This window comes from Paenibacillus sp. NN59 (assembly GCF_057597225.1).
The window spans coordinates 3740606-3759952 of record NZ_CP199678.1; the positions used below are offsets into that span (position 1 = coordinate 3740606).

Sequence of the window (19347 nt, forward strand, 5' to 3'; positions counted from 1 at the left end):
TTATTAAACTGCGGCACTCCATACGAAAATCGAAATAAAACCTTACTCTTAGATCACACCTGAATTCGACGATAAATATCCATATATTCCTCAGCCGATACATCCCAGCTGTATTCCCCGCTCATTGCATTTTTCACAATTTTTTTCCACTCAGCCGGTTTACGATAGAACTCTTCTGCACGGCGAATGGTATTCATCATGTCATGTGCGTTAAAACTTGTAAATGAGAAGCCGTTACCTTCTCCTGTGAACTCATTGTAAGCTTGAACCGTATCGTTTAATCCCCCTGTTTCCCTTACCAGTGGTACACTGCCATAACGCAATGCCAGCAACTGGCTAATTCCACACGGCTCAAATTTGGATGGCATCAGGAAGATATCACTGCCCGCATAGAAACGACGAGATAATCCGTCATTGAATGTAATCTGTGCTGACATTTTTAGTGGATACCGGTTAGCCGCCTCTCTGAACCAATGTTCATAAGCTGAATCTCCAGTCCCCAGCACGGCGAATTGAATGTCATCGTAGTAGAGCAGTTCATCCAGAACCCGACATACCAGATCGAGCCCTTTGGAATCAACGAGCCTGGTCACCATGACCATCAGTGGTGCATCTGGACGCACCGGAAGTCCCAGTTCTTTTTGCAATTCGTTTTTATTTTCGATTTTTTTGGACAAGCTTGATCTGTATTTGACTGCAATTTTATTGTCTGTTGCCGGGTTATAACTTTTGGTATCAATGCCGTTCACAATACCGCTGAAGCGATCTCCAAGCGAACTTAGTAATCCGTCCAGTCCATACCCATAATAAGATGTCTGCACTTCTCTAGCATAGGTTGGGCTCACCGTTGTCACATGATCAGAATACACAATACCTGATTTTAAGAAATTGACATTCCCATAATATTCGGCGCCTTCCATCGTAAAATACCGATCATCAAGCTCCAAAATTTCGCTGAACAACTGGTGTGGAAATACACCTTGATACAACAAATTATGTATGGTGAATACCGTTCGGATTTCACTATAAAACGCATCATGGGCATAGTGAGCCTTGAGCAACAACGGAATCATACCTGCATGCCAGTCATGTGTGTGCAGAACGTCTGGTTTAAAATCAAGCTGTGGAAGCACCTCGAGTACAGCGCGGTTGAAAAATGCAAATCGCTCGCCATCATCCATGTACCCATAAACGCCATCCCGTGCAAAATAATACTCATTGTCAATAAAATAAACTGGAATTCCTTCATACTCCAGCATCTCAATGCCACAATAGGCTCTACGCCAACCAAGCGGGACATCCGTCACGAGCACGGGTTTCATAGCTTCTTTGTATTCTTCAGGTATCCCTTTATATTTCGGCAAAATCACGCGTACATCTGCTCCGTTATTTTTCAACGCTTGCGGCAGAGCACCGATAACGTCAGCCAGACCTCCCGTTTTGATAAACGGATGGGCCTCTGCTGCTGCAAATAAAATATTCATGCTTTTGTCCCCCTATTCGGTTTAAGCGTGCTATTCCCTTTTTTTTCTGTATTTTTTTCAGTCTTTTTTCTTGATTTCACGGAAGCGCTACCTTCAGCGATGGGCTCCGTTTTCCGGCGTGTATTCTTTTTTAAAATAACGATACTTAGCGGTGGTAAGTCCAGCTCCAGGCTGTTTGCATGCCCGTGAAATGGAATCTTTTCCGTAGGGATCAGCATATCATTAATTATCCCTGAACCACCGTAATCCGAATGATCACTATTTAATATTTCGGTATACATACCGGGACGTATGACGCCAATCCGGTAACGCTCCCTTTTGACAGGCTGAAAGTTAATGAGCACAAGGAGTGTATCCGCAGGTTTTTTTCCTTTGCGTACATATGAAATGACACTTTGGCCCTGGTCATCCGGAGTGATCCACTCATAACCGTCAAAGGAATGATCAAGCTCCCACAAAGCTTTTTCACGGACGTACAACTCAGATAGCTCGCGCTCGAACTTGTGCAGGTTGCGGTGACTATCATAGTCCAGCAAAAACCAGTCCAACTGATCTTCATCTTTCCATTCGATGAACTGTCCAAACTCTCCACCCATGAACAACAGCTTTTTGCCTGGAAATGTCATGAAATAACCGAGAAACGCGCGCATACCCGCAAATTTTTGCTCATAACTTCCTGGCATTTTGTTCAAAAGGGACTTTTTACCATGCACTACCTCGTCATGAGACAAAGGAAGCACATAATTTTCAGAAAAGGAGTATACCACCGGAAATGTCAGCAAATGATGTTTGGAAGCACGTTCATGAAAATCAGATTCCATGTAATCTAACGTATCATTCATCCAGCCCATGTTCCACTTATAGTTAAAACCCAGACCACCTTTGTCCACTGGCATGGTAACCATTGGCCATGCACTGGATTCTTCAGCCATCATTAAAGCATAAGGATAATATTCGAAAACAGTTGTGTTCAACTGTTGTAAAAAAGCAACCGCTTCTTTATTCTCCAGGCCACCTTCATCGTTCGTACGATATTGACCTGGCTGCTTTTCGAAATCAAGACGAAGCATACTCGTCACCGCATCAACACGAAGTCCATCAAAATGATACATTTCCATCCAGTACAGTGCGTTCGAAATAAGGAATGAGCGAACCTCAGGTTTGGAATAATCAAAACTAAGGGTTCCCCAGCCCGGCTTCTCGGCTAACATTGGATCTGCGTACTCGAACAAAGGTGTACCATCAAACAAACGTAGGCCATGCGCATCTTTGGCAAAATGAGCTGGCACCCAATCCAGTAATACACCAATACCCGCCTGATGTAGTGTATCCACCAGATACATCAGATCTTTGGGTTGCCCGTAACGGCTTGTAGGTGCGTAAAAACCCGTATTTTGGTATCCCCATGACAGGTCATATGGATGCTCACTAAGGGGCATCATTTCAACGTGGGTATAATTCATCTCAAGCAAATAAGGAACGAGCAAATCCGCCATCTCACGATAACTATACAGGCTCCCATCGCCTTTGCGCTTCCAGGTACCCAGATGCATTTCATAAATATGTAAAGGTTTGTTGTACATCGAGCGTTGTTTACGCCTCCATGCACCGTCATTCCACTTGTAACCTTCAATGGAACTTGTGATTGACGCCGTTCGAGGACGAACTTCTGCCTCAAATGCATACGGATCCGCTTTGAGAATTTCAGTCCCATCTTCCGTTAAAATGCGAAATTTGTATAAAGTACCTTCTTCGATTCCCGGAATAAAACGACTCCAAAATCCAGATTCGGGTATCTTATATAAAGGTTCCTTTTCTCCTTGCCATCCATTACGGTCCAGAGCCAGTCCCACCTCTACGGCATTGGGTGCCCATACGGTAAAACGGAATCCTTGACGGTGATCGCGAGTCTCAGGATGCGCGCCCAACATTCGATAACTGTGATGAAGATTACCTTCATGAAATAAATAAATAAGATCAGATAACTTATCCGGTTGTGTCAACGGTTCAATAGCCAAGGGATCACCTTCTTTTCTCCAGAAAATAGATATAACGTTAACCATTACCCCATTCTAGCCAAGTTGAAAAGAAAAATGCGTTGTTTTAAAAAATGATGTATTTTTTCAGAATTTTTACAATAGCTATCGTTTCAGAGGCTTCGCTTTCGTTTACTAATGTACTACACTGCACAAATATTTTGGGAGGGAAACGATCATGTTTAATAAAGATTGCATCGCTATGCTGTTGGCGGGAGGAGAAGGAAAGCGATTAGCTCCTTTAACCTCGAGGATTGCAAAACCCGCTGTACCGTTTGGCGGGCATTACCGGATTATCGATTTTCCTCTCAGTAACTGCGTCAACTCAGGGATCGACACTGTAGGTGTTCTGACGCAGTACCAGGCGGAATCATTGCACGAACATATTGGTCAAGGAGAGCCATGGACACCTGGCAATTCGAATGAGACCGGAATCTCCTTGCTTCCATCTTATCATACAGGAAATGACGAATACTTGGGAACTGCGGATGCCATATATAAAAATATGGACTATATTGACCAGCAAAACCCCGAAAATGTTCTAATTTTGTCGGGTGACCACATATATCATATGGATTACCGCGAAATGCTTGAATCACACAAGGCTAATCATGCTGTTGCAACCATTTCGGTGATGGAAGTGCCTTGGGACGAAGCTCACCGCTTCGGAATTATGGCTGCTGATGAAAACATGAGAGTAACCGAATTTGCCGAAAAACCGGCTGAACCTAAAAGTAACTTGGCCTCGATGGGCATTTACATGTTCAATTGGCAATATCTGAAACGTCACTTGCTTGAAGATGCTGCGAATCCAAATTCCAGTCATGACTTCGGAAAAGACGTTATTCCACAGATGTTAAATGAAACCAATTCGCTTTACGTATATAATTTCAATGGTTACTGGAAAGATGTCGGTACGGTGAAAAGTCTTTGGGATGCGCATATGGATCTGTTATATAACGAAGAAAACTGGAGCTTGCAACGAGAAGATTGGCCTATGTTCACCCGCGAATGGCGCTCCAAACCAAGCGCGATCAAAGCGAGACAAAATCAGATGCAACATCTGGCTTCCATGGTTCACGACTCTTGCGCTATTGAAGGCCGGGCTGAACGCTCCGTGATTTTCTGCGGTGCCGAAGTTGGCAAAGGCTCTGAAGTGCTTGACAGTGTCATTATGCCTAATGCACGCGTAGGCCGCGGTGTTCATATCGAACGCGCAATTATCGGCGAAGGAGCCATTATCAAAGATGGTGCCATTGTTAAAGGTACAGCCGATGAAATTGTTGTCGTTGGCCCGAATGAGATTGTCGCACCTAAACCAGCCGTACGCACGCAACCTGTACGTATGCTCAAAGAAGTGTATGAAAAAAGTGGTCGTCTCCGTGCTGGTGAATTATCCTCATAAATTCTTTAAGATGTACCTTAAATGTAAAAAGGCGAGCCATAATGGCTCGCCTTTCTGGTTTCGCTGTATAAGATTTCATCGTCTGCTACCACCGTACGTGTGATAATGACGAACTAGCGCTTCTCGCCCTCAGTTGATGAGTCATGAGCCTGTATCTGCTCCTTCTGGTCTGGCTCCGAAGTTGTATTTGCCAGTTTCTCCGGTGTACCAGCTTCGATCAGTGCTACCTCATCCGTTATATCTTGTTCAGCTGAAGCTATCTCCTGATTAAGCATAGGTAAGGATACGGTCACCGTTGTCCCTGAACCAAGCTCACTTTGCATCGTAATGGTGCCCTCATGCAATTCCACAAGCTCCTGAGTAATGGCAAGACCAAGTCCCGTGCCTCCATTTTGGTGGTTTACCTGGAAGAAACGATCCCTTACCTTAATCAAATGTTCCTCACTGATCCCAATTCCTGTATCCTGCACAACAGCCACAATCTGACCATTCTCTTCTTTGACCGTAAGGAATATCCACGAGTTCTCATGTGAGAACTTGATCGCGTTGTCCACAATGTTTAAGAACACCTGCTTCAAACGATTCCCATCGCCATATACATTGTAGGCGCGTGTTTCGTCCGTCTCTAACTTCAGATGTACCTGCTTTTGTTCAGCTTTGGCCCATACGTTCAGCATGGTCTCTTGCACAACCTCACGAATATTAACTGTGCCTTTCACAAGCTTCATCTGGTTCTGTTGCAGTTTGGAGAAATCAAGCATCTCCTCTACCAACCCGATTAGCCGCTCTGTTTCCTTCGCGATAATACCCATACCAATACGTGTTTCTTCCGGATCGTATCCACCTGAATCAAGCGTTTCACTCCAACCCTTAATACTGGTCAGCGGTGTACGCAGTTCATGGGAAATGGACGAAATAAAATCGTCTTTAATCTGGTTACTACGTACAATTTCGTGGGCCATGAAGTTAAGCGTTGACGCGAGTTCGCCCAGTTCATGTTTATAATTCCCTTTGACTCTGACATCCAGCCGTCCTTTCGCCATCTGAGCAGATACCGCTGTGATACTGTTAATAGGCCTTACAATGGAGTTGGCCATTCCAATACTGATAATTAACACGATGGCCAGTACACCAACGCCTACGGCAATAGCCAGTAACCCCATGACAAGCAATTTAGAGTTTACAGATTCGAGCGAAGTCAGATAACGTACAATGTACGTATTTTCACCACCAAGGTCGAATTTGTTGGCAACTGCCATCACCGATTCGCCGGTGTTGGGTTGTCTGCCAATCCATCGTCCCATATCCCCGTTCAAAGCCTGCATAACGTCGCTCGTTTGTAACATCGCTCGATCTGATTCAAATGCCGTCGAACTCGCCAGCACGCGGCCGTTCAGATCCAGAATCTCCAGTTCAGTATTGTCTAATGCAAGTCGAACAAGGAGTCTGGACAAGTTGTTGTTGCCGTCTTCTCCATTACTAGCTCTGGCTATAGGCTCAAGAAAGTCTCTGTTATTGGTAATGTGCGTGCTAATGGTATTGTAAATGCTCTCATAATAATACCGCTGCACAGCTAGCATAAACACAAACTCAACAAGCACCAGAGCGAGGAAAACGACAATAAAGTAGTGTAATACGATCTGCCGCGTGATCCCCTTTTTGATCATTGATCCCGGCCCTTCCATTTGTACCCGTGACCCCATACAGTTTGCAGGTATTCAGGCTCGGAAGGATTGTTCTCAATTTTTTGACGTAGACGACGGATGTTAACATCAACAATTTTGGGATCACCCATATATTCTTTGCCCCACACATGGTCCAGTAGCAAGTCACGGCTCAGCGGCGTATTTTCTTTTTCCAAGAAGAACTGAATTAAAGAAAATTCCGTAGGTGTTAATTCAATGGCTTCATTATTCTTTTTAAACTGTTTGGAGATCAGATCCAGTGAAAACGGCCCCGATTGGAACGTTACTTTAGCCGCAGTTTCACGATGTACATTGACACGACGAAGAAGCGATTGAATCCGTGCAATCAGTTCAGTCGGGCTGAAAGGTTTGCTTACGTGATCGTCTGCCCCTACTGAAAGAGCGTATACTTTATCCTGCTCCTGAACTTTGGCTGTCAAGAAAATAATACCGAGCCGTTCGTTCGTTTCACGAATCCGTCTGCATACTTCAAAACCATCAATGCCAGGAACCATAACGTCCAGCAGTGCAAGATCAATATCGGGTACAGATTGCAAAATGCGTAAGGCCTCATGACCATCGCCCGCTTCCAGCACTTCGAATCCATTTCTTTTTAAATTAATGACGATAAAACTGCGGATAGATTCTTCATCCTCAAGAATAAGTACTTTACTCATCAAGTTCTTCCTTTCTATTCAGCTGAGAAGTTTTTACTTAATGCATCCTTGCCCGCCTCAGATTGTGCAACACGCGATGCAATCACCCGATCTTTTGTTCGAGTAATTTCCTTCCAGCTCTTTCCCTTTTCAAGATCCCACTGAGAAAACGTGAAATATTTGATTTCGGCCACGGTTTCATCCGTTTTGATCATCTTAAACCGAATGTATTTTTCCTTCTCCGATTTGGTGTCAATCGTGATCTTGCCATACCATTCAGGCTTTAAGTTCAAATGGAACAAATCCGCATCATCCCGGAACTGGAACGACACAAACTTTTTCCCCTCTTTGCCATCCCACTGGTAGAATGTATAAAACCACATGCGCGAATCAAATACGTAGTGCTCCCAACCTTTTGGTGTTTCTTTTAATCCAAACTCAATAATACCATCATTATTCACATCACCGCTTAAAATTTTGTCATCTCTGTACGTTTGATCCGGTGATTTAAAAGCACTAACAAGTTTATTGTCTTTCACATACATGATCTGTGTAAACGAACTGCGATCATCCAGATCCGCATCAAGTACAATCCCCATTTTTCCGTCAGCGATCTCACCGCCAAGAGCGTTATACACTTCTTTAACCGTATAGTCAGTAACAACACGATCCATTTCCTTAAAGCTGTCATCCTGATACTGATACAAGGCTATGCTGGCAAAACCACTGGCGTTTAGCGAAACAACAACAAAATCACTCTTGCCATCTCCACTTAAATCCAGCGCGTTACCCTGCATATCATCGATAATGACCTGATTGTAAGGCACGCCGCCCAGCACTTGTTCCAAGACTCCGCCTTTATATGAATATGCCGTTAAGGCTTTCTGATCCTGCAAGCTGACACCTACGATAATGTCCGGGTTCCCATCATTCGTAATATCCATTACTTTGAACGATTCCAACTCATTGCCTGGTACATCAAACGTCAGTTTCTTGACCCAGGTTCCCCCCTGCTCTTCCAAAATCATACCGTGGATACGTACATTCTCATTAGGCGTCTCGTAAAAAACAATGGCCTCGCGAATACCGTCACCGTTCAGATCTTCCACACGAATCATGCTGGTATTGCTCATATCTTTGGGCCGAATCAACTTACTTTCAGGCGGTGTTTCCTTCTGCACAATATTATACAGTTTCTCTTTGTCCGTCGACATCATCGGCGGCTTCATTAGAAGCTTGGGGTCACTGATCACTGTACAGCCACTTAGCACGGTTCCGAGCAAAACAGCCATTGTACCTGCTGCCATGCAGCGTCCCCATCGCGAATTAAGCAATTTCATCACTCTTTTCATTAAGCACTCATTTTAAATCTGATTTTTCTCCTGCTGTGTTAATCTCCGTCCTCGTATATCAAAAGCGATCCGGCCTTCTGCGATTCCCCAGATTCGCGAAGCATGTTTCTCTGCTAGTTCAATCGGTAACACGGCAATGACCGTAGCTCGTTCCTCTTCACACAATTTGCGTAACGTTTCCAGCACCGCATCAGCCGTATGAGGATCAAGTCCAATGACAGGTTCATCCGCCAGCACAACCTTGGCACCATGCGCAAGCGCCCTTGCAATAGCAACACGCTGCTTCTCGCCGCCGCTCATTTTTTCAGCAAGCTGATGCGCTTTATCCAGTAAACCTAAACCTTCGAGGTGGTCCATCGCTCCCATGTAGTCATCCGAACGCACCATGCCCGTTGCCATCCTCCATAATGGAGTTTGACCAAAACGCCCGATAAGTACATTCTTCAGCGCCGTTTTTCTGGGATATAACTGTGGGTTCTGTTCCAAGTATGCCCATTCCCGCCGAATTTTCTGTTTACCGCTCCATCCTTCTTTCAGAATATCCATGCCGTCAACAGTAAAACGTCCTGAATCCCACGTCTCCTTCATCGCCAAACATTTCAGCAACATGCTTTTGCCGCTCCCGCTGGAGCCGACTACCGCAATCATTTCCCCTTGTTGCATATCAAAACGAATATCACGTAGAATCGGAATACGATCCGCTCCAACGGATTTACTCAAGTTCTCCACTCTGATCATCGCGATGTCTCCTCTTGTCCATGTTTTTCCCTACTACTAGTGTACTCGGAAATGGACATCAATTTCCATGCGAACACCAGCTTCTATTTTAACACAAATTCCGCTTCGCGTTTACGCCGAAATAATAGTCCTGTAACACCAAAAATGAAATACAAGCAACCAAGCATCGTAAACATACTGCCAGGTGAAACCCAGTTGATCAACTGACCTCCCAGATTCGGTGCCACGATACTTCCGATCGTAAAGTGAAAGGACGCTACCACATTGGCTGCAGGTAACAAAACTTTAGGTAAAATATCTGCGGCATAAGCGAGTCCCAGCGAGAAAAATGAACCTACGAGTCCTCCGGCGATAAGCAACAGTACAAGTGTCAGCCAGAAATTCGTACCCGCTAAAGGAACTAGCATAAATGCTAAACCGCCACCCATTCCGGCTATCATAAGAATTACTTTTCGACCATATCGGTCACTTAATATTCCGAGCGGAAGCTGCAGGAATAGTCCACCAATCCCTATAAAAGGAAGCAAAGAGGCTATCTGATCGGTATCATATCCCACACGAAGTCCGTAAACGGGAAAGTTGCTGTTCATGCCTGCTTCCATATAACCGTATAAAAGAGCTGGCAACAGCGCATACCATGCCCAAGCGAAACTACGGCGAAAGCGTCTTTCTGGAAAATGAGCATGTTCTGCTTTTTCCGGCTTGGTATCCGGTAGCTTCATCAGCACCAGAATGAGTACAGCGGCCATGCCAACAAACAGCACCAAAAATGGCACAGCATCACCATACCCGAGCAACTTGATTCCTAATGGCCCGATACTGAAACCCAGTCCGTAAGACATACCGTAAAGGGATATATAACGTCCTCGCTTCTCTGGCGCAGTGACTAACAGCACCCATAGCTGGGCTGCATAATGTAAAGCACTGTCTCCGATGCCGACAATCAGGCGTAGCACAAACCAAATTTTAATATCAGGAAAATACGGGAACAGGATCAAGGGAAGCATAACCAGAATCAAGCCGCCAACAATCAGTCTTTTGAATCCCAGTACCCCCAGTAAACGTTCGGCTGCCAGTGTCATTGCGAATGAGCCAATGTAGAGCGCAGCGGCATTTAACCCGTTTAACCCGGGAGAAACCCCTTGCTGTTCCAGAAAAATGGATAAGACAGGTAGCAACAATCCCTGACTGATCCCTGCTGCAACGATCACGGTAATTAAAATCAAATAATTAAAAGTTGAGGGTGATATTTTAGATTTGAACATCAATGCCACGACATTTCATTCCTCCTGCAAGCGCAAACAAAGAAAAATCGCCATTGCTGACGATCTCTAGGCTGTTATTTATATGGGTATATACTATCTTTATAAATCAGGTCTAAGCCCCGAACTTGAACATTATAGTGGACAACGCCCGGTAAAACAAGCCATAATAGTACATAAGTCGCTGTGAATACCTAGATGTGACGGGAGGATTCTGCATCATTATGGCTTATCACGTTAAAATTGATGTTTCACCGATATATGAGATGCTCAACAGCTTTTTAGTTTATGTCACGAAAAAGTGGATTCAGCATCTGGACATTGGTCCTGAATGGATTCTGGACGTTGAGCGCAAGCTAAGTTCCAACGTACGTGCAGCGCTTGCACCCGCTGCTACGTGGCCTTTTGACGATTTTGATGTCCTGTTCGCCTGGGCAGCATATAAGAATACCACTTTAGAAAATCAAGACTTTCTGGACATGCTCACAGAGCTTTCGGCTGACGAATTATTTGCGCGCGTGTCTTCATTAATGCCTTCGCTTACGATAGAAGAATCGACGCGTATTCGAAACAGCTACGTCCCATTACTGCGACTATGGGATCAGCACTATTGCCGGAACATTAGCGAAGATCATCGTGTATGGCTTGAAGAGGATGCTGAAGAAAAACGCATTTTGCTCGAAAAAATGGGCCCTGAACTGTTAATAGAATATGCTACCGCAGGTGTTATTGTGGAACCCATCGCTGGATTAAACGAAGTGATTCTGTTCCCAACGGTGCATAACCGTCCTATTAACATGTACTGCTTCTATGAAGGCATGATGATTATTCAGTATCCCGTAGATATACCTGAGGAGAGTGAAGATGAGCCGCCAACGTGTTTGCTCAGGTTCACACATGCATTGGCAGACCCGGAAAGACTTCGCCTGTTAAGATATGTCTCGGACGAACCGAAGTCACTCTCGGAGATGTGTGAGGAGCTTGGCAAAGAACAAGATCCTGTCAAAGATCAGGTTACAGCTCTTCGCATTGCAGGTCTACTGCGTACACATTTACTAGGAAGCAATCGTAAAGAAAAATATAGCATCAGACCTGACGGAGTATCTGAATTGAATATGTTTTTAGAATCCTACATTCGCATCTAACTCGTTATTTTATTTTATAGGATAATGAATGATCCGCAGGCAAGCGCAGGCAAGGAGTGAACTAGCATTGACCTTATTAAAACAACATATCTTGTTTGACCTTGATGATACACTCGTATATTGCAACAAATATTTCAATCTTGTTCTGGGAGAATTCTTTGAGAACATGCAACAATGGTTCGACGGACATGCCCTGACCACACAGCAGATTCGGGAGAAGCAACTCGAAATAGATGTGACGGGAGTGAACAAAGTCGGGTTTGCAAGTCACCATTTTCCACAGTCTTTGATTGATACGTATCGATATTTTTCCAAAAAATATGCACGTGTAACATCAACTAAAGAAGAAACGTATTTGAGCAAACTGGGCATGAGTGTCTACACCCAGGAAGTTGAGCCTTATCCGCATATGGTAGAAACGTTGGAAGAACTGAAGTCTGCAGGGCACTCTCTTTATTTGTACACAGGCGGTGAGACCGTCATTCAACAAAGAAAGATTGACCAGATGAAACTCTCCATCTATTTCGATGATCGAATCTATATTCGTCAGCACAAAAATATTGAAGCATTGGAAGGCATTCTGTCCAAAGGTCCTTTTGACCGGCGAGCAACATGGATGATTGGCAATTCACTTCGCACAGATATTATGCCTGCCGTAAATGCCGGAATTCATAGCATCTATATCAAACAGCCCAATGAATGGCAATATAACATTGTTGAACTGCAACCGAATCCGGAAACTTCCATGTATACCATCACAGCACTGGAAGAGGTCCCAAAAGTCATTCATGAAGATATAGAGCAGAAACAACAAAAAAGAACCCTTGGCTAAAGGGTTCTTTTTTTACTTTCAACTATAAAATCTACAGCGGCCTATGATCATGCTTCCTGTTTTTCACCGGATAATTGACCCGTGACCACATCTTTTAAAATAATACGTGCCTTCACCGTGCTTCCATCCTTGCGTTTGAATGAGAGAACTTGCGTACTGCCCTTCTCTACCAATGACTTCAGCATTGTGCTTGTTATTTTTTTGCCAGCGTATTCTTTCCAGACGACAAATGTACATCCTTCTTTGAAACGGGAACAGCCATACCCCTTCTTGCCCTCAATAATATGCCCGGAACAACCAGGTGAAGGACATGAAGCAAGCACTTCACGTACACCAGAACTTGCGGTACCCGATTGCACAGTTGTGCCTGTACTTGAAGCTGCGTTTGCTGTTGAAGTCCTGGTCGCTTTGCTACTACTCGTTACCTTGTTACCTGTTTTGTTGCCAGATCCTCTCGCTTTCCCCTTACCTTTGCCTCTCGCATCTTCACCAAAGGCATTAGCAGCAGCGGGAGCCTGTACACGCACTTTTTCAATGATTGATAATGTGAATTTCTTGACATTTTCCATGAACTTGTCCTGTCCAGCTTCACCTTTAGAGATCTGATGTAACCGACGCTCCCATTGCCCCGTCATCTCAGGCGAAGTCAGCAAATCTACACCGGCACGACGAATTAATTCAATCGCTGTTCGTCCCTTCAGCGTCAGTTGCATCTTTTTCCCTTGCATCGTAATGTAACCTACGTTTTTGAGACGCTCGATCGTAGCCGCCCGTGTAGCCGGGGTTCCCAGACCGCTATCCTTCATCGCATCACGAAGTTCTTCGTTCTCGATCTGTTTACCTGCACTCTCCATTGCTTTGAGCAGTGTGCCCTCAGTATAACTTTTGGGCGGTTGAGTAGCTTTCTCCTTGAACTCGCTCTTCGTACATTGAATAGGCAAGTCAGGCTGTACAGCGAAAGCTTTGTCCGTCCATTCCTCTGCTTCCTCTTCTTCATTGCTATTTTTCTTCGCTTTTTTCCTACCAGAAGCACCTTGTTCCTGATCGCCAGAACCAAGCACTACTTTCCAACCGATGGATAATAGTTCTTTCACAGACGTTTTGAACTGATGTTTCTCAACCTCCGTAAGTACCGTATGCTGTTTATACTCGGCGGGGGGATAGAAATGAGACAGGAAACGTCTCACAATTAAGTCATATATATTTTGTTCTTCCTTGGACAATGTCCCTGGTCGTTTCAGTGTTGGCAAAATCGCATGGTGGTCTTCCACCCGGCTCGGATTGCAGACCCCTTTATTATTTTTATGCACCAATTCCGGCTTTGCGCCCAAAGCGAGCTCACTGTACGTTCCGTTTTTGAGCAAATTCAATGTTTTGTGCATGCCTTCAATGTTCTGCTCCGTAACATAGTTGGAATTGGTACGCGGGTACGAGATCACTTTATGTTTTTCGTACAGGGCCTGTGCAATATCCAGTGTTTTTTTCGCGCCGTAGCCAAATTTCGCATTCGCTTCACGCTGTAAAAGAGTCAAGTCATACAACCGGTATGGATACTCCTTGGTTTGTTTGGCTTCATATTTAATAATCTGACCTGTCTTGCCCTTTACACTGTTTGCAATAGCCTCTGCTGTTGCTGCATCCGTAAGTTTATCTCCTTGACGTACACCCCGGTATTCAACACCTTCCTGCCGAAACCAGGCCGCCACTTCATAGAACGTCTGTGACTGAAACGCTTCAATCTCCATCTCACGATCATAGATGAGAGCCAATACAGGTGTTTGCACTCGTCCAACAGACAGTAGTGCATTATGCCTTGTTGTAAACGCCCGTGAGGCATTCATGCCAATCAGCCAGTCCGCTTCACTGCGTGCACGGGCAGCATAAGTCAGATTTTCGAATTCTGCGGCATCTTTCAATCCATCAAATCCACGCCGAATACTTTCAGCTGTCAAATCCGATATCCACAGACGTTTTACAGGCTGGCGCAACTTTAATTGCTGCTGAATCAGCGCAAAAATATATTGTCCTTCCCGCCCTGCATCACAAGCGTTAACGATCGCTGAAGCACGCTTTGCGAGTTCTCCGATGATTTTGAGCTGATCCTTTGTCCGCGGATTCGGTACAATTTTGAATTGATCCGGAATGATCGGCAAGTCCGCAATATTCCAGCGTTTGTATTTCGAATCATAGGCATCCGGTTCAGCCAGTCCAAGCAAATGCCCAATCGCCCAGGTGATAATGTACTGTTCACCTTCCAGATACGTGCGATTATTTTTGGCTTTTGGTTCTATGACGGCGGCAATGGTTCTCCCCATATCGGGTTTCTCCGCAATAACCAGTGTCTTCATCCGTCCATCTCTCCTCCTAAACCGTCACTATGACGGCAAAAAGGGGCCTTCCGCCGACGGAAGCCCCTGCTTCTGAAACTTATTATATCAGATTTTGGATTCAAGAGCACCTATTCGGGATGAATTAACCAGCCGCTGGCTCATCAAGCTCATGTTTTTGTCTGCATTCTTTACACACACCTTGAAAATCAAGTCGATGATCGGTCACAGCAAAACCATACTGACGCAAAACCTGTTGCTCCAATCGAAGCAATCCATCTTCCATAATTTCTTCCACACTTCCACATTCCGTACAGATCAAGTGATGATGATGGTGAGAGCCGTCTGTGCTACGCAAATCAAAACGTGCAGCTCCATCACCGAAGTTAATTTTCTCTACAACCTGCAAGTCACTGAGTAGCTCTAGCGTACGATAAACGGTTGCGAGTCCAATCTCCGGAAACTTTTCTTTTACCAGGAGAAATACTTCTTCTGCGCTAAAATGATCTTTCTCATGTTCCAACAACACACGTACCGTCACTTCACGTTGCTGAGTTAACTTATATCCTTTATCAACCAATTGGCTTTTGATTTGATCAATTTGCTCTGAAATGGACTTGTCCCGATTACTTGCCATACGGGTGCACCTCCGTTATATGTTATGTTACCTATCTTTACTTAAACGTATCTGCAATCATGTACTCAATTCAATGTCATCTTTATAAGACAGCATCGTCAAAGTTAAAATTCTATTTCCCATTATGATTGAATTCGACTTCAACCTTATTTATAATAATTATAATCTAATAATAAGTCTTTATCTTAGAAAATGCAATGCTCTTATTCACATTGTCATCAGAAATGGAAAAATTTAAAGAAAGTTTATTGATCAGAATATATAGCAAATACCCCTCGCATATACGAGGGGTATTCATCGCTTTGTTGATAATGTAAATACTTTATGATGTAAATTAAGAAGACAGAAAGATCGAACAATGGTACTGGTTTATACCAGTACTGTTGCGCCCATCAAATATTTATCCACTTCACGAGCGGCTTCACGGCCTTCATTGATAGCCCATACTACTAGACTTTGACCACGGCGCATGTCACCTGCTGCAAATACTTTATCTACGTTCGTGTTGTATTTGCCATAACGCGCCTTCACGTTCGTGCGGCGATCCGTTTCAAGTCCCAACTGCTCAACAAGCGTTTGCTCCGGTCCGTCAAAACCGATCGCAATCATTGCCATCTGCGCAGGGAATACACGCTCTGTACCTGGAACTGGCTGATAAATCTTGCGGCCTGTCTCATCGACAATACGTTCGATTTGAATCGTGTGCAGTTCTTTGAGATTGCCCTCTTCATCACCCACAAATTTGGTAGTCATGATGGAGAATTCACGTGGATCTTGACCAAACAACGCTTTGGCTTCTTCTTGTGCATAATCCAGTGTGTATACGTTCGGAAATTGTGGCCAAGGATTGTTAATTGGATCACGCTCCATCGGCGCCTGAGTATGCGTACCGAATTGTGTGATCGTGCGACATCCGTGACGCAGCGATGTAGCTACACAGTCAGAGCCTGTATCTCCGCCCCCGATTACAATAACATCTTTATCCTTTGCAGAGATGTAGTTGCCATCCTCCAGGTTAGAGTCCAGGAAGCTTTTGATGCTACCATTCAGGAAATCCATTGCATAATGAACTCCTTTAAGATCAGCACCTTCAATGTTGAACTCACGAGGTTTGGTTGCACCGCCGCACAGAACAACAGCATCATAATCATTAACAAGTTGCTCAGCCGGAATATCTTTTCCGATCTCTGTATTCGTAATAAACTCAATTCCTTCAGCTGCCAGCAAATCTACACGGCGTTGTACCACTTTTTTATCCAGCTTCATCGTAGGGATTCCGTACATCAACAATCCGCCGACACGGTCTGAACGTTCATATACCGTTACCGTATGTCCAGCCTTGTTTAATTGAGCCGCTGTTGCAAGTCCCGCCGGACCTGAACCGACTACAGCTACACGCTTACCTGTGCGTTTCTCCGGTGGCTGTGGTACAACCCAACCTTCTTCGAAGCCTTTTTCAATAATGGCTTCTTCAATCGTTTTGATCGTTACAGGCTGACCAATCAGGCCCACTGTACATGATCCTTCACAAGGGGCTGGGCAGATACGGCCTGTAAACTCCGGAAAATTGTTCGTTTTGTGAAGACGCTCCAGCGCTTCCTTCCACAAACCGCGATAAACGAGATTATTCCATTCTGGAATCAGGTTATGAACCGGGCAGCCTGACGTACCGCCAGTCATATCTATACCTGTATGACAATAAGGGGTACCACAATCCATGCACCTTGCACCTTGTGTTCTGAGCTCTTCTTCAGCCATATGTTTATGAAACTCTTCCCAATCCTTGATGCGCTCCGCTGGCTCTCGATCGGCAGGGAGCTGCCGTTTGTATTCCATAAATCCAGTAGGTGTAGACATCTTACGTTTCCCCCATCCGTTCTTGTCTTAATCCCTTCATGCGTATGGCTCTATATGAAATGGATTACTCTTTTACTTGAGTTTTTGTCTATTGTATCACAAAATCTACTCAAAGATATTTCAATTATAGTAGCACTTACGACATTGAATATTAAATGGATTATCCGCATAATTATTTGTATTTTATACATCATAGCGTTCAACTGAACGTATGGTCAATAGCTTAAATTTGGTCTTAAACCAGAGTATAATGTTTTTTTACAAGCGAAAGTTGAGAATAAAAAAAGCGATAACGTCATATAAATGTAAGATAAATTGTCATTAAAATTAAGCTTTTTAGTGAAGTTTATACTCATTTACGAAAATAAAGCTCAATTTAAAGCTTTACAACGTTGAATCCCTACAGTTTTTAGACTATTCGACCATAAACGAATGTTGATCCAATGTATATTATGCAAAATTCACCAGTCAATGTGTCATATTGATGTAATGGAATAAGATTTGACATGATTGTTCACAATCAATACAAAACATTATATTAAAAAAGACACTGTTCACGGAAAATTCCTGTGTTCAGTGTCTTTACATGTTTTTCTAACGTTTACGCTCGTAAAACTCGAATGTAAAAGGATATACGTTTTTCTCATCCTGCTCGCCTTCGATCTGCTTCTTTAACTCCCACTCGCTCCAGTCCACTTCCGGGAAAAACGTATCTCCCTCAAATTGCTCATGAATCTTGGTGACGACAAGCCGATCCGCAAACGGTAGAAACTCCCGATATACCTGAGAACCTCCAATTACGCAAAGTTCTTCACCTTGAGCAGCCTTCAGACCTTCTTCAATCGTATGTACGATCTCTGCTTGATCCGCTCTATAATTCAAGTCTCGAGTCACAACAATATTACGACGGTGAGGGAGTGGCTTGCCGCCGAATGACTCCCACGTATTACGTCCCATAATAATCGTTTTGTTTATCGTTTGTTGCTTGAAAAAAGCCATATCTTTTGGCAATCGCCAAGGAAGAGAATTATGATGTCCAATCACACCATTCTCTCCCATTGCCCATACCAATTCAATACTCAAAGGCTGCACATCCCTTTCATCGAATACGTTATTGTGTTTATACTGCAATCGGTGCTTTGATACCTGGATGATGTTCATAATTTTCAAATTCAAAATCTTCAAATTTGTAATCAAAAATCGAATCAGGCTTACGTTTGATCACCAGCTTAGGCAAAGCAAAAGGCTCGCGCTCTAGTTGCGTTTTCACCTGCTCCACATGATTGGAATAGATGTGCACATCACCACCAGACCAGATGAAGTCGCCCACTTCCAGATCACATTGCTGTGCAATCATATGTGTCAGAAGTGCATAACTGGCTATATTAAACGGTAAACCAAGGAAGGTATCCACGGAGCGCATCGTCAGCATACAAGATAGTTTACCCTCCGCCACATAAAACTGAAACGCAAAATGACAAGGCGGTAATTTCATGTTGTTAATTTCGGCTACATTCCACGCACTCACCAGATGACGGCGGGAATCGGGATTATTTTTGATTGAATCCACTACAGCAGCGATCTGATCTATTTTCTCCCCGTTCGGCGCTTCCCATGTCCGCCATTGTGAGCCGTAAACCGGTCCAAGATCGCCATTTTCGTCTGCCCAGTCATCCCAGATCTTCACACCATTTTCTTTCAGATAAGAAATATTCGTATCCCCACTCAAAAACCATAGCAACTCATGAATAACGGATTTGAGGTGAATTCGTTTGGTTGTTACAAGCGGAAAACCTTTCGATAAATCATAACGAAGCTGTCGGCCAAACACGGATTGTGTGCCCGTTCCGGTACGATCTCCTTTGTGGACCCCATTATCCAATATATCTTGTAATAAATCGAGATAGTTTTTCATGTTGGTATCTCCTCGC

The 19347-nt window shown here is 44.1% G+C and carries 15 protein-coding genes; 3 read left to right on the top strand and 12 right to left on the bottom strand.

Annotation, left to right across the window (positions count from 1 at the left end):
* Nucleotides 1-53: 53 nt before the first annotated feature.
* On the bottom strand, nt 54-1484 hold the full coding sequence (gene glgA, locus ACT89M_RS16435) for a glycogen synthase GlgA (RefSeq protein WP_154890431.1): 1431 nt from the start codon (nt 1482-1484) through the stop codon (nt 54-56).
* Complete coding sequence (gene glgB, locus ACT89M_RS16440) at nt 1481-3502, bottom strand: 1,4-alpha-glucan branching protein GlgB (RefSeq protein WP_308721674.1); 2022 nt, start codon at nt 3500-3502, stop codon at nt 1481-1483. Before glgB ends, glgA begins: the two co-directional genes overlap by 4 nt.
* 196 nt (nt 3503-3698) lie before the next feature.
* On the opposite strand from glgB, the gene ACT89M_RS16445 reads away from it, so the two are divergent.
* Nucleotides 3699-4925 (top strand): glucose-1-phosphate adenylyltransferase, encoded by a 1227-nt coding sequence (locus ACT89M_RS16445; RefSeq protein WP_154890433.1) that lies wholly within the window; start codon nt 3699-3701, stop codon nt 4923-4925.
* Nucleotides 4926-5038: 113 nt separating this feature from the next.
* On the opposite strand, the gene ACT89M_RS16450 is transcribed toward ACT89M_RS16445, so the two are convergent.
* The 5 genes from ACT89M_RS16450 to ACT89M_RS16470 all read right to left on the bottom strand — a co-directional run bounded on the left by ACT89M_RS16450 (nt 5039) and on the right by ACT89M_RS16470 (nt 10621).
* Nucleotides 5039-6592, bottom strand: coding sequence for a sensor histidine kinase (locus ACT89M_RS16450; protein WP_261769335.1), 1554 nt, complete (start codon nt 6590-6592; stop codon nt 5039-5041).
* Nucleotides 6589-7287 (bottom strand): response regulator transcription factor, encoded by a 699-nt coding sequence (locus ACT89M_RS16455; RefSeq protein WP_090916668.1) that lies wholly within the window; start codon nt 7285-7287, stop codon nt 6589-6591. Before ACT89M_RS16455 ends, ACT89M_RS16450 begins: the two co-directional genes overlap by 4 nt.
* Before the next feature lie 14 nt (nt 7288-7301).
* Complete coding sequence (locus ACT89M_RS16460; RefSeq protein WP_090916670.1) at nt 7302-8573, bottom strand: hypothetical protein; 1272 nt, start codon at nt 8571-8573, stop codon at nt 7302-7304.
* Nucleotides 8574-8630: 57 nt separating this feature from the next.
* Complete coding sequence (locus ACT89M_RS16465) at nt 8631-9356, bottom strand: phosphonate ABC transporter ATP-binding protein (RefSeq protein ID WP_154890435.1); 726 nt, start codon at nt 9354-9356, stop codon at nt 8631-8633.
* A gap of 83 nt (nt 9357-9439) precedes the next feature.
* On the bottom strand, nt 9440-10621 hold the full coding sequence (locus ACT89M_RS16470) for an MFS transporter (protein ID WP_154890648.1): 1182 nt from the start codon (nt 10619-10621) through the stop codon (nt 9440-9442).
* Between the two features lie 221 nt (nt 10622-10842).
* On the opposite strand from ACT89M_RS16470, the gene ACT89M_RS16475 reads away from it, so the two are divergent.
* Together ACT89M_RS16475 and ACT89M_RS16480 are read left to right on the top strand one after the other, a co-directional pair.
* The gene (locus ACT89M_RS16475) at nt 10843-11763 is read left to right on the top strand and encodes an ArsR/SmtB family transcription factor (protein ID WP_090916674.1); all 921 of its coding nucleotides are present in this window, start codon (nt 10843-10845) and stop codon (nt 11761-11763) included.
* 67 nt (nt 11764-11830) lie between these two features.
* Nucleotides 11831-12595 carry an HAD family hydrolase gene (locus ACT89M_RS16480; protein ID WP_090916676.1) on the top strand — a complete coding sequence of 255 codons (765 nt, stop codon included), beginning with the start codon at nt 11831-11833 and terminating at the stop codon, nt 12593-12595.
* A gap of 47 nt (nt 12596-12642) precedes the next feature.
* Here ACT89M_RS16480 and ACT89M_RS16485 read toward each other — a convergent pair whose 3' ends face one another.
* The 5 genes from ACT89M_RS16485 to thyA all read right to left on the bottom strand — a co-directional run bounded on the left by ACT89M_RS16485 (nt 12643) and on the right by thyA (nt 19331).
* Nucleotides 12643-14943 carry a type IA DNA topoisomerase gene (locus tag ACT89M_RS16485; protein WP_308721673.1) on the bottom strand — a complete coding sequence of 767 codons (2301 nt, stop codon included), beginning with the start codon at nt 14941-14943 and terminating at the stop codon, nt 12643-12645.
* Nucleotides 14944-15067: 124 nt separating this feature from the next.
* Nucleotides 15068-15559 carry a ferric iron uptake transcriptional regulator gene (gene fur, locus ACT89M_RS16490; protein WP_090916681.1) on the bottom strand — a complete coding sequence of 164 codons (492 nt, stop codon included), beginning with the start codon at nt 15557-15559 and terminating at the stop codon, nt 15068-15070.
* A 369-nt stretch (nt 15560-15928) separates the two neighbouring features.
* A complete protein-coding gene (locus ACT89M_RS16495; protein ID WP_154983531.1) occupies nt 15929-17416 on the bottom strand; it encodes a glutamate synthase subunit beta in 1488 nt (495 codons plus the stop codon).
* 594 nt (nt 17417-18010) lie between these two features.
* Nucleotides 18011-18499: a dihydrofolate reductase gene (locus ACT89M_RS16500; RefSeq protein ID WP_090917302.1), complete on the bottom strand. Its 489-nt coding sequence runs from the start codon at nt 18497-18499 to the stop codon at nt 18011-18013.
* A gap of 37 nt (nt 18500-18536) precedes the next feature.
* Entirely contained in the window at nt 18537-19331 is a 795-nt protein-coding gene (gene thyA, locus ACT89M_RS16505) for a thymidylate synthase (protein ID WP_090916685.1), read from the bottom strand.
* Between the last annotated feature and the right edge of the window lie 16 nt (nt 19332-19347).

Coding starts and splice junctions, on each gene's coding strand:
- ACT89M_RS16450 (WP_261769335.1), bottom strand. CDS start 6,592: ATGATCAAAAAGGGGATCACGCGGCAGATCGTATTACACTACTTTATT.
- glgA (WP_154890431.1), bottom strand. CDS start 1,484: ATGAATATTTTATTTGCAGCAGCAGAGGCCCATCCGTTTATCAAAACG.
- ACT89M_RS16485 (WP_308721673.1), bottom strand. CDS start 14,943: ATGAAGACACTGGTTATTGCGGAGAAACCCGATATGGGGAGAACCATT.
- ACT89M_RS16445 (WP_154890433.1), top strand. CDS start 3,699: ATGTTTAATAAAGATTGCATCGCTATGCTGTTGGCGGGAGGAGAAGGA.
- ACT89M_RS16475 (WP_090916674.1), top strand. CDS start 10,843: ATGGCTTATCACGTTAAAATTGATGTTTCACCGATATATGAGATGCTC.
- fur (WP_090916681.1), bottom strand. CDS start 15,559: ATGGCAAGTAATCGGGACAAGTCCATTTCAGAGCAAATTGATCAAATC.
- thyA (WP_090916685.1), bottom strand. CDS start 19,331: ATGAAAAACTATCTCGATTTATTACAAGATATATTGGATAATGGGGTC.
- ACT89M_RS16470 (WP_154890648.1), bottom strand. CDS start 10,621: ATGTTCAAATCTAAAATATCACCCTCAACTTTTAATTATTTGATTTTA.
- ACT89M_RS16455 (WP_090916668.1), bottom strand. CDS start 7,287: ATGAGTAAAGTACTTATTCTTGAGGATGAAGAATCTATCCGCAGTTTT.
- ACT89M_RS16495 (WP_154983531.1), bottom strand. CDS start 17,416: ATGTCTACACCTACTGGATTTATGGAATACAAACGGCAGCTCCCTGCC.
- ACT89M_RS16460 (WP_090916670.1), bottom strand. CDS start 8,573: ATGGCAGCAGGTACAATGGCTGTTTTGCTCGGAACCGTGCTAAGTGGC.
- ACT89M_RS16465 (WP_154890435.1), bottom strand. CDS start 9,356: ATGATCAGAGTGGAGAACTTGAGTAAATCCGTTGGAGCGGATCGTATT.